Consider the following 12,782-nt stretch of genomic DNA (forward strand, 5'->3'; position numbering starts at 1 on the left):
CTCCGGAAGAACAAGGCAGCAGCACCCCGTGGCCCAGCTCATCACCGTCGACGACCCCGCCGACCCGCGCCTGCACGACTACACCAACCTCACCGACGTGGCCCTGCGCCGCAGGCGCGAACCCGCCGAGGGGCTGTTCATCGCCGAGGGCGAGAAGGTCATCCGCCGCGCGGGGAACGCCGGTTACGGCATGCGCTCGATGATGCTCACCCCCAAGTGGGTCGACACCATGGCGGACCTCATCGACGAACTGGCCTGCCCGGTCTACGTGGTGAGCCCCGAGCTGGCCGAGAGCGTCACCGGGTACCACGTCCACCGGGGCGCCCTCGCCTCCATGGCCCGCAACCCGCTGCCCACCCCGGCCGAACTGCTGGAGTCCGCCGGACCTCACGGCACCCCGCGCCGGGTCGCCCTCTTCGAGGACATGGTCGACCACGCCAACCTGGGCGCCGCCTTCCGCAACGCCGCCGCCCTCGGGGTGGACGCCGTCCTCCTCACCCCGCGCTGCGCCGACCCGCTCTACCGGCGCTCGGTGAAGGTGTCCATGGGCTCGGTCTTCGCGGTGCCGTACGCCCGCCTGGACTCCTGGCCGCACGACGCGGACACGCTCCGCGCGCACGGCTTCGAGCTGGCCGCGCTGTGCCTCTCGGACGACTCCATCACCCTGGACGAACTCGCCGCCCGCCGCCCGGAGAAGCTCGCCCTGATGCTGGGCACCGAGGGCGAGGGGCTGTCCCCGGCGGCCCTCGCGGCGGCCGACGTCCATGTGCGCATCCCGATGGAGGCGGGCGTCGACTCCCTGAACGTGGCGGCGGCCTCGGCGGTCGCCTTCTACGCGACCCGCCCCTGACCGACCCCCGGTGCGGCGGCCTGCCGTACCCCGGTACGATGCTCGCCGCCGTCCCCGCCCAGGCCGCGCGCCGGACCCGTACAGCCCTGGGCCACCGCGATGCCCAGGGCGACCAGCAGCGTCACCACCACGAACACGGTCAGCCGCTGCCGCAGCAGCCGGGGGTTGGCCGGGCGGAGCTTGGTCCCCGTGGTGCGCGGAGCGGGGCGGCCCGCACCACTGCGCGGGGCCGGACGGTTGCCGGTGCCACGCTGCGCCGGGTTGGGCCGGGTACCGGGACGGGACGCGACACCGCCGCGCGAAGGCGCCCCGCCACGGGAGGGCGCGACGCCGCGCGGCGGCGGGGTGCCGGGGGCGGCCCGGCGCTGTGTGGTGCGCTGCTGGTCGGGCGAGGTGTCCGCGAGCCGCCCGGAGGGCCGCTCCGCCATCGGCGCCCGCGGCCCCGGCGGCCGTACGCCACCCAGGCCCTGTGCCTCGCGGGCCGCGATCTCCTTGAGCCGCAGCGACAGTTGGAGCGTGCTCGGCCGGTCCGCGGGGTCCTTCGCCAGGCAGGCCCGCACCAACGGCGCCAGCGCGTCCGGCACCCCGTGCAGCTGCGGCTCCTCGTGCACCACCCGGTACAGCATGACCTCGGAACTGCCGTGCCCGAAGGGCGAGTCGCCGGTCGAGGCGTACGCCAGGGTCGCGCCCAGCGAGAACACGTCCGTGGCCGGGGTGACCGCCGCGCCGCGCACCTGCTCCGGCGCCAGGAAGCCGGGGGAGCCCACCGCCGTGCCGACATGCGTGAGCGTGGAGGCGCCGGTGGCCCAGGCGATGCCGAAGTCGATGATCCGCGGGCCCTTGGGGGACAGCAGGATGTTGGACGGCTTCAGGTCCCGGTGCACCACACCGGCCTCGTGCACCGCCACCAGCCCCTCGGACAGGGCCGCGCCGATCGCCGCGGCGTCGGCCGCGTACAGCGCGCCCTCCTCGGCGACCTTGTCGTGCAGGGAGGGGCCGGGCACGTACTGCGTGGCGAACCAGGGCCGCTCGGCCTCCAGGTCCGCCGCCACCAGCCGCGCCGTACAGCCGCCCCGGATACGCCGGGCCGCCGACACCTCGCGCGCGAACCGCGACCGGAACTCCTGGTCCTCCGCGAGGTCGGGCCGGATCACCTTCAGCGCGACCCGCTGGCCCTTCTTGTCGGAGCCGAGATAGACCACGCCCATCCCGCCCGCGCCGAGCCGTCGGTGAAGCCTGAACGAGCCGACGACGCGCGGGTCCTCGCGCCTCAGGCGCATCATCGCCATGTTCATCCCCGCTGCCCGGTCCCTGTGACGTGCCCAGCTTACGTTTCCCCGGCCGCCCGCGCGCAGAGGCCGCGCCCTCTCGGGCCGATGGATTGCGCCTACCCCATGCCGGAGGTGAAACGCGGTCAGCGACACGGATCTTGCTGTGTGGTTGATGTAAGAACGTCATCAACCCTCTGACCTGGTGCGTACGTTGACTTTAAGTCAACTGACGGCACGGGCCCACATCCCGTGACGCGGGGGAGAAGCGGGCGGCCACCGCTCCCACGGTCCGCGGCGCCGTCCCACCCTCCGTTCCCGCCCACGGACGGCCAAAGTGACTGAAGTCACGCCAATCCACCCCTGGGTGGAGACACGGGGGCGGGCGGCCGCGACCCTTCCGGGAAGACCCTGAGACTCCTCCCCGCGTCTCCACCCAGGGGAGTACTTCGGGCGAGGAGGCTCATCCTCCGGGAGGCCCGCCATTCGGTACGAGGGCATGACGCCCGCCCGGCGCCGCGAACCTAGATTTGAGGTCAAGCGGCGGGTGCGGCGCTCGCCCCCCGAGGCTGGACGCCCGCCGCTGTCGACAACCGAATCGGCCGGGAGAAGGAACCATGGCCCCCACGGCACCGAGGCACGACGCGTTCGCTCGACGCCGCGCGGGCCGCCGCCACCCCCTGGTGGCGACACTCATGGCCCTTCCCCTGGCGGCCCTGCTCCTCCTCGTCTTCGACGGCTGGGAGACGGTGGCCACACAGGCGTCGTCCGTGGGTGCGTTGCTGGGTCGCTGAGAAGCGGACCAGGCCCGGAAGAGCGGTCCGGGCGGGATCTCCCTCCCATCCAGGAAACCCCGTGGGGACGGGGGTGCGACGGACGGCACGCAATGCCGGCGCAGCTGGGGAGCTGCGCCGGCTTTGCGTTTTCCGCACCCCCAGTACGCTCACCTCCCGTGACCCCAGAAGCAGCCCCGGCCCTGACCGCCCGCCTCAGGACGGCCGTACATCCCGTGGCCGGACCCTGCGCCTGCGTCTGCGGCCCGCTGGCCGACCGCCCGGACGCCACCGTCGTCCGGCACGGCGCGACGGTCGCCAAGGCCCACGCCCCGGACACCGACCCGCGCGAGCTGGCCCTCCGTCTGACCGTGGCCGCCCGCCTCCCCGGCGTCCTGCTGCCCCCGCTCACCCCCGCCCCGGACCGCCTGGACGGCCGCCTGGTCACCCACTGGCCCTACGGCACCCCGGTCGACCGCGACGACCCCGACGCCGCCCCCTGGGAGGCCACGGCCACCCTCCTCGCCCGCCTCCACCGCACCCCGGCGTCCCCGGGGCTGCCCCCGATGCGCGGCCCGGCCAAAGCGGCCCGGGCGATATCGAGGCTGCGCGGCACCCTCCGGGACCACCCCGCCCCCGCGGCCACGCCCGTCCTGGAAGCCTGGGCCACGCTCCCGCCCTGGGCCCGCGCCGAAGTCCCCGCCCCCGGAACCCCGTTCCTCTGCCACGGCGACCTGCACCTCGGCCAACTCGTCCGCCACCCCGCCCCCGACGGCCCCTGGCACCTGATCGACGTGGACGACCTCGGCCTCGGCACCCCCGCCTGGGACCTCGCCCGCCCCGCCGCCTGGTACGCCTGCGGCCTCCTCCCGCCCGACGAATGGCTCCGCTTCCTCACCGCCTACCAGGCGGCGGGCGGCCCCGCCGTCCCGGCGCACGGCGACCCCTGGCCCGTACTGGACGTCCCGGCCCGCGCGCTCACCGTGCAGACCGCCGCGCTCGCCCTCACCAAGGCGCGCACGGCGGACCGGCCGCTGGACGAGGTGGAACAGGCGGTCGTGGACGCCTGTGCCCGAATGACGGCCACCCCCGCCCGGTTGACCCGCGATTTCCTCAAATAGGCTGCAACCGACCGGGGCAGGACGGAGTCTGTCCTGGGGAAACACCAAGCAGTACCCGACGGCGAGGAGTTGAGCCGAACCATGCAGTGTCCGAAATGCCATGCGCCGATGCACACCTACAACCGCAACGGCGTCCAGATAGAGCAGTGCAACGGCTGCCGCGGCATCTTCCTCGACTACGGCGAGCTGGAGGCGCTGACCCGCATGGAGTCGCAGTGGACCCAGCCCGGCCCGCCGCCGCCCGCCCCGCAGGGCTACCCGGCCGCCCCCGCGCCCGCCTGGGGCGCCCCGCAGCACGGCGGCCACCACGGAGGCGGCCACTACGGCGGCCACCACCGCCACAAGAGCTTCGGTCACATGCTGTTCTCCAGCTGAGAAGCTGAGAAGCGCACGAAGAAGCCCCCGACCGCACGAGGCGACCGGGGGCTTCTTCGGTGTGTGGACGATACTGGGATTGAACCAGTGACCTCTTCCGTGTCAGGGAAGCGCTCTCCCGCTGAGCTAATCGTCCTCGGGACCAAGATCGCCCCAGGTGACTTCATGGAGCGGATCATGGGCACTGCGTGCGCGATACTGGGATTGAACCAGTGACCTCTTCCGTGTCAGGGAAGCGCTCTCCCGCTGAGCTAATCGCGCGGGATGGGACCTTCGAGAAGATCCAGTGGACGATACTGGGATTGAACCAGTGACCTCTTCCGTGTCAGGGAAGCGCTCTCCCGCTGAGCTAATCGTCCTTGGAGGTGGAGACGGGATTTGAACCCGTGTAGACGGCTTTGCAGGCCGTTGCCTCGCCTCTCGGCCACTCCACCAGGAGTGTAGGGGATCGGGAAGACCCCTGTTTCCTGCGAGCGGACGACGAGGCTCGAACTCGCGACCTCAACCTTGGCAAGGTTGCGCTCTACCAACTGAGCTACGTCCGCCTGTCGTTTCGGTCCGCTTGCGCGTCCCGGCGACGTGTTGAACTCTAGCGGATTCCTGAGCCAGCACAAAAACGCGTTTGCGCAGCGTGCTGCGGTGCACCCGGCGGACACCATGGTCAGGACCACTACGAGCCTCCGTCCGCCTCGGCTTTCGAGCGCCCGGCCTAGACTCGGCCACGTGCTCCACCTCCCGGCCGCCGCCCCCTTCCCGGCTCCTCTGGCCCGCTTCGGCGACCGCGTCGCCACCGGCCTCCTCGACGTCACCGGCGACCCCGCCGCCCTCGACTCCACCGGCTTCTGGGCCGTCGTCGCGGACTTCGAGGGAAAGCTGACCTGCGCACGCTTCGCCGACGTACGGCACGCGCCCGTGCCCGCCCCGGTGCCCGGCGCCTGGCGCGGCCCCGCCCCCGAGGAGTGGACCACCTCCCTGGACCGCGCCGCCTATGTACGCGCCGTCCACCGCATCCGGGAACACATCGCGGCCGGCGAGGTCTACCAGGCCAACCTCTGCCGGGTGCTGAGCGCACCGGTCGCCCCCGACGCCGACGTCGACGCCCTCACCGCCCTGCTGGCCCGCGGCAACCCCGCCCCCTACGCGGGCACCGTACGGCTGCCGGAGCACGGGGTGGAGATCGCCACCGCCTCGCCGGAGCTGTTCCTGCGCCGGTCCGGGCGCACCGTGGAGTCCGGCCCCATCAAGGGCACCGGCCGTACCGAGGCCGACCTGCTGGAGAAGGACCACGCCGAGAACGTGATGATCGTGGACCTGGTCCGCAACGACCTCGGCCGCGTCTGCGCCACCGGCAGCGTCACCGTCCCCGAGCTGTGCGTCACCGAGAAGCACCCCGGACTCGTCCACCTCGTCTCCACCGTGCGCGGCGAACTGCGCGCCGGGACCGGCTGGCCCGAGCTGCTCGCGGCCACCTTCCCGCCCGGCTCGGTCACCGGCGCCCCCAAGGCCAGCGCCCTCGGGATCATCGCCGCCCTGGAGTCCGCGCCCCGCGGCCCCTACTGCGGCGGCATCGGCTGGGTCGACGCCGACCGGGGCACCGCCGAGCTGGCCGTCGGCATCCGTACGTTCTGGATCGACCGCGCCGAAGGCGCCCTCCGCTTCGGCACCGGCGCCGGGATCACCTGGGGCTCCGACGCGGAAGCGGAGTGGCGCGAGACCGAACTGAAGAGGTCCCGGCTGCTCGCGGTAGCGTCGGGGCAGTACCTGGAGAGTGGAAAGGCCCGCACATGAGCATCTGGCTGGACGGCGCCCTGCGGGACGCCACGACCGCGAGCGTCTCCGTCTTCGACCACGGGCTGACCGTGGGCGACGGCGTCTTCGAGACGCTGAAGACGGTCGACGGAAAGCCGTTCGCGCTCACCCGGCACCTCGACCGGCTGACGCGCTCCGCCCGCGGCCTCGGCCTGCCCGACCCCGACCACGACGAGGTCGCCCGCGCCTGCGCCGCCGTACTGGCGGCCAACCCCATGCCGCTCGGGCGGCTGCGCGTCACCTACACCGGCGGTCAGGCCCCCCTCGGCTCCGAGCGCGGCGCACACGGCCCGACCCTGGTCGTCGCCGTGAGCGAGACCACCCGCCGCCCCGACTCCACGGCGGTCGTGACCGTCCCCTGGATTCGCAACGAACGCGGCGCCCTCACCGGCCTGAAGACCACCTCGTACGCCGAGAACGTCGTCGCGCTGGCCCGCGCGCGCGAACAGGGCGCGTCCGAGGCGCTGTTCGCCAACTCCGTGGGACAGCTCTGCGAGGGCACCGGGTCCAACGTGTTCGTCGTCCTCGACGGCGAGATCCACACCCCGCCGGTCCCCTCCGGCTGCCTGGCCGGCATCACCCGCGCGCTGACCGTCCAGTGGACGGGCGCCAAGGAGACCGACCTGCCGCTGGACGTGCTGGAGCGCGCCGACGAGATCTTCCTGACCTCCTCGCTGCGCGACGTACAGGCCGTGCACCGGGTCGACGGCCGTGAACTGCCGGGCGCGCCCGGCCCGGTGACCGCCAAGGCGATGCGGATCTTCGAGGAGCGGTCGGGCGCCGACCTGAACCCGTGAGACCTCGCGGGTAATTGGGCTGAACCGGCGCCGTCGAACGGGTACAACTCCCGTGATGACGACGACACTGCGGCCGACCGAGCCGCTTCAGCAGCACGCGGACGGCACCCGTTCACGCCGCTTCCAGGTGTGCGTGAACAGCCGTCCGGTCGGCACGGTCCACCTGGACACCTCGCCGTTCCTCGGCCCCTCGGTGGCCCGCGTCACCGAGCTGCGGATCGACGAACCCGACCGGCGGCGCGGCCGGGGCACGGTGGCCATGCTCGCCGCCGAGGAGGTGGCCCGCGGCTGGGGCTGCCGCCAGATCGAGCTGACCCTCCCGGCCGCTGACGAGGCCGCGTCCCGGCTCACCGACGCCCTCGGCTACGTCCCGCGCAACCGCGGCATGCGCAAGCGGCTCGGGGAGGAGCCCCCGACGCTCCCCCCGGGCAGCAGCGGCCGCCCGATGACCGAGGCGGAGTTCACGGCCTGGCAGACGGCGGAACGGGTGCGGTACGCGGGGGAGTGGATCGAGCGCGGCGTCCCCGAGGCCGACGCCCACGCCAAGGCCCGGCGCGACCACGCCACCGTCCTCCCGGACGGCCTCGCCACCGAAGGCGTCTGGTTCGGCGTCCTGGAGCACGAGGGAACCCCGGTCGGCCACGTCTGGCTCGGCCACCGCGAGGGCGAGCGCTGGATCTACGACGTGCAGACCGACGAGACCCGGCGCGGCCGGGGGCACGGCCGCGCCCTCATGCTCCTCGCGGAGGCCCGCACGATCGCCGAGGGCGGCCACACCCTCGGCCTCAACGTCTTCGCGGGCAACACCCCGGCCGAGCGGCTGTACGAGTCGCTCGGCTACGAGACGACGTACCGCACGCTGAGCAAACCGCTGCTGTAGCGGCTCAGGCCCCCGCGTCGGCCAGCAGGCGGTCGGCGATGCCCTCGATCCGCTCGCGCAACCCTTCCTGGCTCTTGCCGCCGTCCAGGCGCTCGCCGCCGATCACATAGGTCGGGGTGCCGGTGACGCCGATCGCCTTGCCCTCGGCCTGGTCGGCGTCGACGATCAGGATGTGCCGCCCGTCGATCAGGGCGACGTCGAACTCCTCGGCGTCCAGGCCGAGTTCGCGGGCCACGTCGACCAGCACGGCCTCGCCGCGCCGGTCCAGCTCCTCGGCCCGCGCCAGCACCGCCTCGATGTACGGCCAGCCCTGCCCCTGCTCCATCGCCTCCTCGGCGGCCTGGGCGGCGGCGAAGGAGTGCTTGTGCTTCTCCAGCGGGAAGTGCCGCAGCCGGATCTCCAGCCGGTCGCCGTAGCGGGCACGCAGGGCGCGTACGTCGTCCAGGGCGCCGCGGCAGTCGGTGCACTGGAGTTCGCACCAGATGTCGAGCACGACGGGCTCGGGGTGTGCGGGGGAGGTGTCGCTCATGCGGGCCAGTCTTCCAGGCGGGCGCGGCCCGGCCCAATCCCGGCGGCGGGCGGCCCCCCTGGTGGGGACCCGGAGAGGAAGCCGGGGGCATCCCTGAGAAGTCCCTGATCTCCGAGCCGGACCATGGCCCCGCCGGGGTCGGGCGGTGCAGGATGGAAGGGACGAAGCGCACCGTCGGTGCCCTCGCCGCCCCGGCCCGGAGCACCGGACCGGAGAACCGACCGACCCCGCCAGACCGACCCCGCCAGGAGGACCGGATGCTCGCCGAGACCGTCTGCTCCGCCGTGTCCGCGGCGGGCCTGGGCATCGCCGCTGTCACCGCCTACCGCAAGCGCTTCCTGACCGCCGTGCGCATCGCGGCCTACTCACTGATCCCGGTCGGCCTGGTGATGACGGGCGCCGTCGGCTGGCTTGCCGGTACCGCCTTCAGCCCGCTGGCCTGGGCGGGCTTCGGGGTGCTCGGCGCGTCCTGGGCGCTGTTCGCCCTCACCCGCGCCGTGGAGCGCCGCCGGGGCACCCGCGCCGAGCGGGCCGCTACGGGTGACGGCAGGGCCACCCCGGTGAGCCCCGCCGCCTCGGCGCCCGCCCTGGGCCGGAACGCGGACCGAGGTTCCGGGCCCGCCGCCGCACCCTCCGCTCCCGCCAAGTCCTCCTCGGACGACTTCAGCGACATCGAGGCGATCCTCAAGAAGCACGGGATATGAGCCACTGGCATATGCCAGCGCCGATGACCTGCACATGACGGACTGCTCGCCACATACCGTCACGCCACGCATGAAACCGTTCACCGCGCGGAGCGACGCGAAAGCTACGGTACGAATTCGGCGCAGTCCCGCACTTTCCGTGAGTGTTGATCGCGAGCAGGGCCTGACCTGGGTCATCATCACCGCGAGATGGTCGACACGACACAGAGCGAGGCCGCGCCGCAGAAGGACGAGCCGCGCGGGTGCCTCTTCGCCCTTTCCCAGCCACCGCTGATGATCTTCCTGGCGGTGATCGGGTGTCTGATCCTCATGGCTGCGCTGCACGATCTGCTGTTGCTGTGAGCCGTACGCGTCTGTCCCGGCGTCACCCGCCGGGACCGGCGTCGAACCCGCCCCGCACCCGGTGAGCCCCAGGCTCAGCCCGCCGCCTCCTTGCGGCGCGCCCGGTAGGCGGCCACATGCAGCCGGTTCCCGCAGGTCCGGCTGTCGCAGTAACGGCGCGAGCGATTGCGGGAGAGGTCCACGAAGGCGCGCCGACAGTCCGGCGCCTCACAGCGCCGCAGCCGCTCCTGCTCCCCGGCCACCACGAAGAAGGCCAGCGCCATCCCGCAGTCCGCCGCGAGATGGTCGGCCAGCGAGGCGCCGGGGGCGAAGTAGTGCACATGCCAGTCGTAGCCGTCGTGGTTGGTCAGGCGCGGGGTGGTGCCCGCGGCCGCGACCAGCTCATTGATGCTCTCGGCCGCCGCACGGGCGTCCGGCGCGGCGAAGATCCCGGCGAACCGGCCGCGGACCTCCCGCACGGCCGAGAGGTCGGACTCGGACAGCGTGCCGATGTCGCTGACGGCGTGGCCCTGCGTGAAATCCGCCAGCGCCGCCACGTCCGGCAGCCCGTCCGTCGCCGTGTCGTCCTCCGGCGCGGTGTTCACCAGATCCACCACGGTGTCGAGCGCGCACCGGGTGTCGTGGGTGATCAGCACGTTTCGCTCCCTGGCCTGAGGGTCGGGCGGGCGCCCGCCGATGGGGGCAGATGGTAGCGACAACCGCGCCCGCCCCACCGGCCGCCGCCTCGCGGCGACCCCTGCCCGTGCAACGCCCGCCCGGCCGCTCGCGTTCCCCGGGCCCCCGCGAGGGCCCCTCAGGGGCACGCACGCGCGGCGGCGCCGCCTCCGTGATCGCTCACGGAGGCGGCGCCGCCAGGTGCCCTATGCGGTTGTCTCGGCCCGCGCCGTCTCCCCGAGTGGACGGCGCCGGGCGGCTCGGTGGGGTGTCGTTGCCTAGTTCTCCGCCAGGATGTGCGACAGCTCCTGGTCGAGATCGAAGTGCCGGTGTTCCGTGCCGGGCGGCACGGCGGCGTCGGTTCGCTTCAGGAAGGACTCCAGGGCCCGTGCGGGGGCCTCCAGCAGAGCTTCGCCCTCCGGAGAGCTGAGGGCGATGCAGACGACGCCCTGACCATGGCTGCGCGATGGCCAGACGCGGACGTCGCCGGTGCCCGTGGGGCGGTGCAGCCCCTCGGCGAGGAGGTCGCGGGCGAACACCCACTCGACGGTCTCCTCGGCTCCGGTGTGGAAGGTGGCGTGCACGGCGTAGGGGTCGGCCGTGTCGTACCGCAGGCCTGCGGGGACAGGCAGGGAGGACTCGCTCGACACAACGAGGCGCAGGTGCAGCTCGCAGCTGACCGTGGTGTTCATAAGCGCCAGGGCCTTTCGCTCAGTGTGCGCTCGGGGATTCGCACGTCGGCGAAATCGACATGCCACCTACGGTGCCGTTGTAAACCCCTTCGAGGGTTTTGCGTGGCTTTAGGTACCTCTTACGGCCGAGAAGTGATACGAGATCTGCCACCATTCCAGTGACTCATTCGCTCCGGTAGGGTTTGACCGTATGAATACGGGGAGTGACGAGCCGGGTGAGGTCGCCGTGGTGCCGGAGGAGACGGAGACTGGTGGGGGGTCGGCCGACGACGGTCTGGGCTCGCGGGCGCCGGAGTTCGTCAAGCAACGCAGGGCCCTGCACCTGAGCTGGCAGGTCGGCGTCTTCGTGATCGGCCTCGCCGTGGTCGGTGCGGGCATCGTCATGCTTCCGCTGCCCGGACCCGGCTGGGTGGTGATCTTCGGCGGCATGGCGATCTGGGCGACCGAGTTCGTCTGGGCCCAACTCGTGCTGCGCTGGACCAAGCGCAAGGTCACCGAGGCCGCGCAGAAGGCGCTGGACCCCAAGGTGCGGCGCCGCAACATCACCCTGACCGCGATCGGCCTGGTGATCATCGGCGTGCTCGTCGGGATCTACCTCTGGAAGTTCGGCGTCGTGATGCCCTGGAAGATCAAGGACCAGTGAGCCGGGGCCGCGGGTGGTCACAGGCACCCTCTGACATGGGGTAATGTTCTTCCTGCGCCCAGGGCGATTAGCTCAGTGGGAGAGCGCTTCGTTCACACCGAAGAGGTCACTGGTTCGAACCCAGTATCGCCCACCCTGGTCCGAAGGCCCGTCTGCGAACAGCAGGCGGGCCTTCGGCGTGTGCATGCAAAAGCGGCTGGGAAATGCGGACGATATTCCGACGGAAAGCGTCCGGATTTCCCGCAAGTGCGACAACATGTGAATTCCCGGCGCCATCAAGTCCCCATTGCGCAAGCCCTTCTGATTCCCGGTCACTTCCATCCCCCACCGCCCGCACGGCACTCGGGGCCCCCGGCCGGACGGCCACGGTTTGGACTCGTCCCGCCCGGACCTGTATGGTTCAGTGCGTTGCCGGGCGATTAGCTCAGTGGGAGAGCGCTTCGTTCACACCGAAGAGGTCACTGGTTCGAACCCAGTATCGCCCACCGGCACGAGAGCCGGTCCGCACACAGCGGGCCGGCTCTTCCGCTGTCCGGAGCCCCTGCACACCGCCCCGGCTACGCCGCCGCCGACAACTCCTGCCGCAGCGGCCACTCCGTACTCACCAGCTCCGGCGACCCACTGCGCGCGAACCACGCCTGCAGCCCCCGCGCCTGCGCCGCGTGCCAGCCCACCTGCAACGCGTGCAGCTCCGCCGGGGACAGCCGCTCCAACCGCGCCGCGAACCGGCGCCCCACCGCCCGTACGACATCCAGCGCCGCCAGCGCGTCCGCCGCCGCGTCATGCGCCTCCCGCAGCGCCACCCCGTACTGCTCGCACAGATCACCCAGCGTGCGACGGCCCTTGCGGTAACGGTCCAACTGCTTGTCCATCACCCTCGGGTCCAGCACCCTCAGCGGCGCCGACTCGAACCAGCGGTCCAGCGACGAAGCCCGGTGCCGACGCAACTCCCGGTCCAGCAGCGTCAGATCGAAGGGCGCGTTCATCACCACCAACGGCCGCCCCATCGCCGTGTGCTCCGCCAGCTGCTGGGCTATCTCGTACACCACCGGCGCGGGCCAGCGGCCGTTGTGCTGGAGGTGTTCCTCCGTCAGCCCGTGCACCGCCGTCGCTCCCTCGGGCACCGGCACCCCCGGATTGACCAGCCAGCGGCTCACCCGCGGCCGCGTCCCCGGCGCGTCCTGGACGACTATGGCGGCCGACACGATCCGGTCGGTCTCGACGTCCACACCTGTCGTCTCCGTGTCGAAGGCGGCCAGCGCCCCTTCGTACCAGCACGTCATCCCAACCCAACTCCTCGCCCGCACATGGCGGCTGACGTTCCGTCTTCTGCCCGTTTGGTGAT

At 72.3% G+C, this 12,782-nt stretch carries 15 protein-coding genes and 7 tRNA genes; 12 read left to right on the forward strand and 10 right to left on the reverse strand.

All coding sequences use genetic code 11. The features are described 5' to 3' along the window. Window positions 1-28 precede the first annotated feature (28 nt). On the forward strand, window positions 29-850 hold the full coding sequence (locus tag ACI2LY_RS29225) for a TrmH family RNA methyltransferase (protein WP_404709745.1): 822 nt from the start codon (window positions 29-31) through the stop codon (window positions 848-850). Here the strand turns inward: ACI2LY_RS29225 and ACI2LY_RS29230 are convergent. Beyond that, window positions 832-2,145 carry a protein kinase gene (locus ACI2LY_RS29230; protein ID WP_404709746.1) on the reverse strand — a complete coding sequence of 438 codons (1,314 nt, stop codon included), beginning with the start codon at window positions 2,143-2,145 and terminating at the stop codon, window positions 832-834. The genes ACI2LY_RS29225 and ACI2LY_RS29230 overlap by 19 nt on opposite strands. A 590-nt stretch (window positions 2,146-2,735) precedes the next feature. On the opposite strand from ACI2LY_RS29230, the gene ACI2LY_RS29235 reads away from it, so the two are divergent. From ACI2LY_RS29235 to ACI2LY_RS29245, 3 genes are all read left to right on the forward strand, one after another. Beyond that, entirely contained in the window at window positions 2,736-2,912 is a 177-nt protein-coding gene (locus ACI2LY_RS29235) for a hypothetical protein (protein WP_389004676.1), read from the forward strand. 158 nt (window positions 2,913-3,070) lie between these two features. Beyond that, window positions 3,071-4,012, forward strand: coding sequence for a phosphotransferase family protein (locus ACI2LY_RS29240; protein WP_404709747.1), 942 nt, complete (start codon window positions 3,071-3,073; stop codon window positions 4,010-4,012). Window positions 4,013-4,093: 81 nt separating this feature from the next. Continuing rightward, window positions 4,094-4,387, forward strand: a complete 294-nt coding sequence (locus ACI2LY_RS29245) for a zf-TFIIB domain-containing protein (protein WP_389004674.1) — start codon at window positions 4,094-4,096, stop codon at window positions 4,385-4,387. Between the two features lie 64 nt (window positions 4,388-4,451). Here the strand turns inward: ACI2LY_RS29245 and ACI2LY_RS29250 are convergent. The 5 genes from ACI2LY_RS29250 to ACI2LY_RS29270 all read right to left on the reverse strand — a co-directional run bounded on the left by ACI2LY_RS29250 (window position 4,452) and on the right by ACI2LY_RS29270 (window position 4,932). Further along, a tRNA-Val gene (locus ACI2LY_RS29250) sits at window positions 4,452-4,523 on the reverse strand. Window positions 4,524-4,576: 53 nt separating this feature from the next. Then, window positions 4,577-4,648 (reverse strand) — tRNA-Val (locus tag ACI2LY_RS29255). Window positions 4,649-4,674: 26 nt separating this feature from the next. Continuing rightward, window positions 4,675-4,746 (reverse strand) — tRNA-Val (locus ACI2LY_RS29260). 1 nt (window position 4,747) lies between these two features. After that, window positions 4,748-4,821: transfer RNA gene (locus tag ACI2LY_RS29265), tRNA-Cys, on the reverse strand. Window positions 4,822-4,859: 38 nt separating this feature from the next. Then, window positions 4,860-4,932 (reverse strand) — tRNA-Gly (locus ACI2LY_RS29270). Window positions 4,933-5,149: 217 nt separating this feature from the next. Between ACI2LY_RS29270 and ACI2LY_RS29275 the strand changes: the two genes are divergently transcribed. From ACI2LY_RS29275 to ACI2LY_RS29285, 3 genes are read left to right on the forward strand one after another with little or no spacing between them, the layout of a single operon-like run. Further along, a complete protein-coding gene (locus ACI2LY_RS29275) occupies window positions 5,150-6,175 on the forward strand; it encodes a chorismate-binding protein (protein ID WP_404709865.1) in 1,026 nt (341 codons plus the stop codon). Next, window positions 6,172-6,993, forward strand: coding sequence for an aminotransferase class IV (locus ACI2LY_RS29280; RefSeq protein ID WP_404709748.1), 822 nt, complete (start codon window positions 6,172-6,174; stop codon window positions 6,991-6,993). Before ACI2LY_RS29275 ends, ACI2LY_RS29280 begins: the two co-directional genes overlap by 4 nt. 55 nt (window positions 6,994-7,048) lie before the next feature. Continuing rightward, on the forward strand, window positions 7,049-7,873 hold the full coding sequence (locus ACI2LY_RS29285; RefSeq protein WP_404709749.1) for a GNAT family N-acetyltransferase: 825 nt from the start codon (window positions 7,049-7,051) through the stop codon (window positions 7,871-7,873). Window positions 7,874-7,877: 4 nt separating this feature from the next. Here ACI2LY_RS29285 and ACI2LY_RS29290 read toward each other — a convergent pair whose 3' ends face one another. Next, entirely contained in the window at window positions 7,878-8,402 is a 525-nt protein-coding gene (locus ACI2LY_RS29290; RefSeq protein ID WP_389004671.1) for a DsbA family protein, read from the reverse strand. Between the two features lie 257 nt (window positions 8,403-8,659). On the opposite strand from ACI2LY_RS29290, the gene ACI2LY_RS29295 reads away from it, so the two are divergent. After that, window positions 8,660-9,106: a hypothetical protein gene (locus tag ACI2LY_RS29295; protein WP_404709750.1), complete on the forward strand. Its 447-nt coding sequence runs from the start codon at window positions 8,660-8,662 to the stop codon at window positions 9,104-9,106. A 189-nt stretch (window positions 9,107-9,295) separates the two neighbouring features. Next, complete coding sequence (locus ACI2LY_RS29300) at window positions 9,296-9,448, forward strand: hypothetical protein (RefSeq protein WP_165425682.1); 153 nt, start codon at window positions 9,296-9,298, stop codon at window positions 9,446-9,448. A 74-nt stretch (window positions 9,449-9,522) separates the two neighbouring features. On the opposite strand, the gene ACI2LY_RS29305 is transcribed toward ACI2LY_RS29300, so the two are convergent. Then, window positions 9,523-10,083, reverse strand: coding sequence for a CGNR zinc finger domain-containing protein (locus ACI2LY_RS29305; RefSeq protein ID WP_404709751.1), 561 nt, complete (start codon window positions 10,081-10,083; stop codon window positions 9,523-9,525). A gap of 297 nt (window positions 10,084-10,380) precedes the next feature. Then, window positions 10,381-10,794 carry an SsgA family sporulation/cell division regulator gene (locus ACI2LY_RS29310; protein ID WP_010351314.1) on the reverse strand — a complete coding sequence of 138 codons (414 nt, stop codon included), beginning with the start codon at window positions 10,792-10,794 and terminating at the stop codon, window positions 10,381-10,383. A 190-nt stretch (window positions 10,795-10,984) separates the two neighbouring features. On the opposite strand from ACI2LY_RS29310, the gene ACI2LY_RS29315 reads away from it, so the two are divergent. From ACI2LY_RS29315 to ACI2LY_RS29325, 3 genes are all read left to right on the forward strand, one after another. After that, window positions 10,985-11,437, forward strand: coding sequence for a TIGR02611 family protein (locus tag ACI2LY_RS29315; RefSeq protein WP_404709752.1), 453 nt, complete (start codon window positions 10,985-10,987; stop codon window positions 11,435-11,437). A gap of 61 nt (window positions 11,438-11,498) precedes the next feature. Then, a tRNA-Val gene (locus ACI2LY_RS29320) sits at window positions 11,499-11,570 on the forward strand. A 280-nt stretch (window positions 11,571-11,850) separates the two neighbouring features. Next, window positions 11,851-11,922 (forward strand) — tRNA-Val (locus ACI2LY_RS29325). 72 nt (window positions 11,923-11,994) lie between these two features. Here ACI2LY_RS29325 and ACI2LY_RS29330 read toward each other — a convergent pair. Continuing rightward, window positions 11,995-12,720 (reverse strand): 3'-5' exonuclease, encoded by a 726-nt coding sequence (locus ACI2LY_RS29330; protein WP_389004667.1) that lies wholly within the window; start codon window positions 12,718-12,720, stop codon window positions 11,995-11,997. Window positions 12,721-12,782 lie beyond the last annotated feature (62 nt).

Source organism: Streptomyces sp. NPDC002176 (genome assembly GCF_044903645.1).
Lineage (GTDB): Bacteria > Actinomycetota > Actinomycetes > Streptomycetales > Streptomycetaceae > Streptomyces.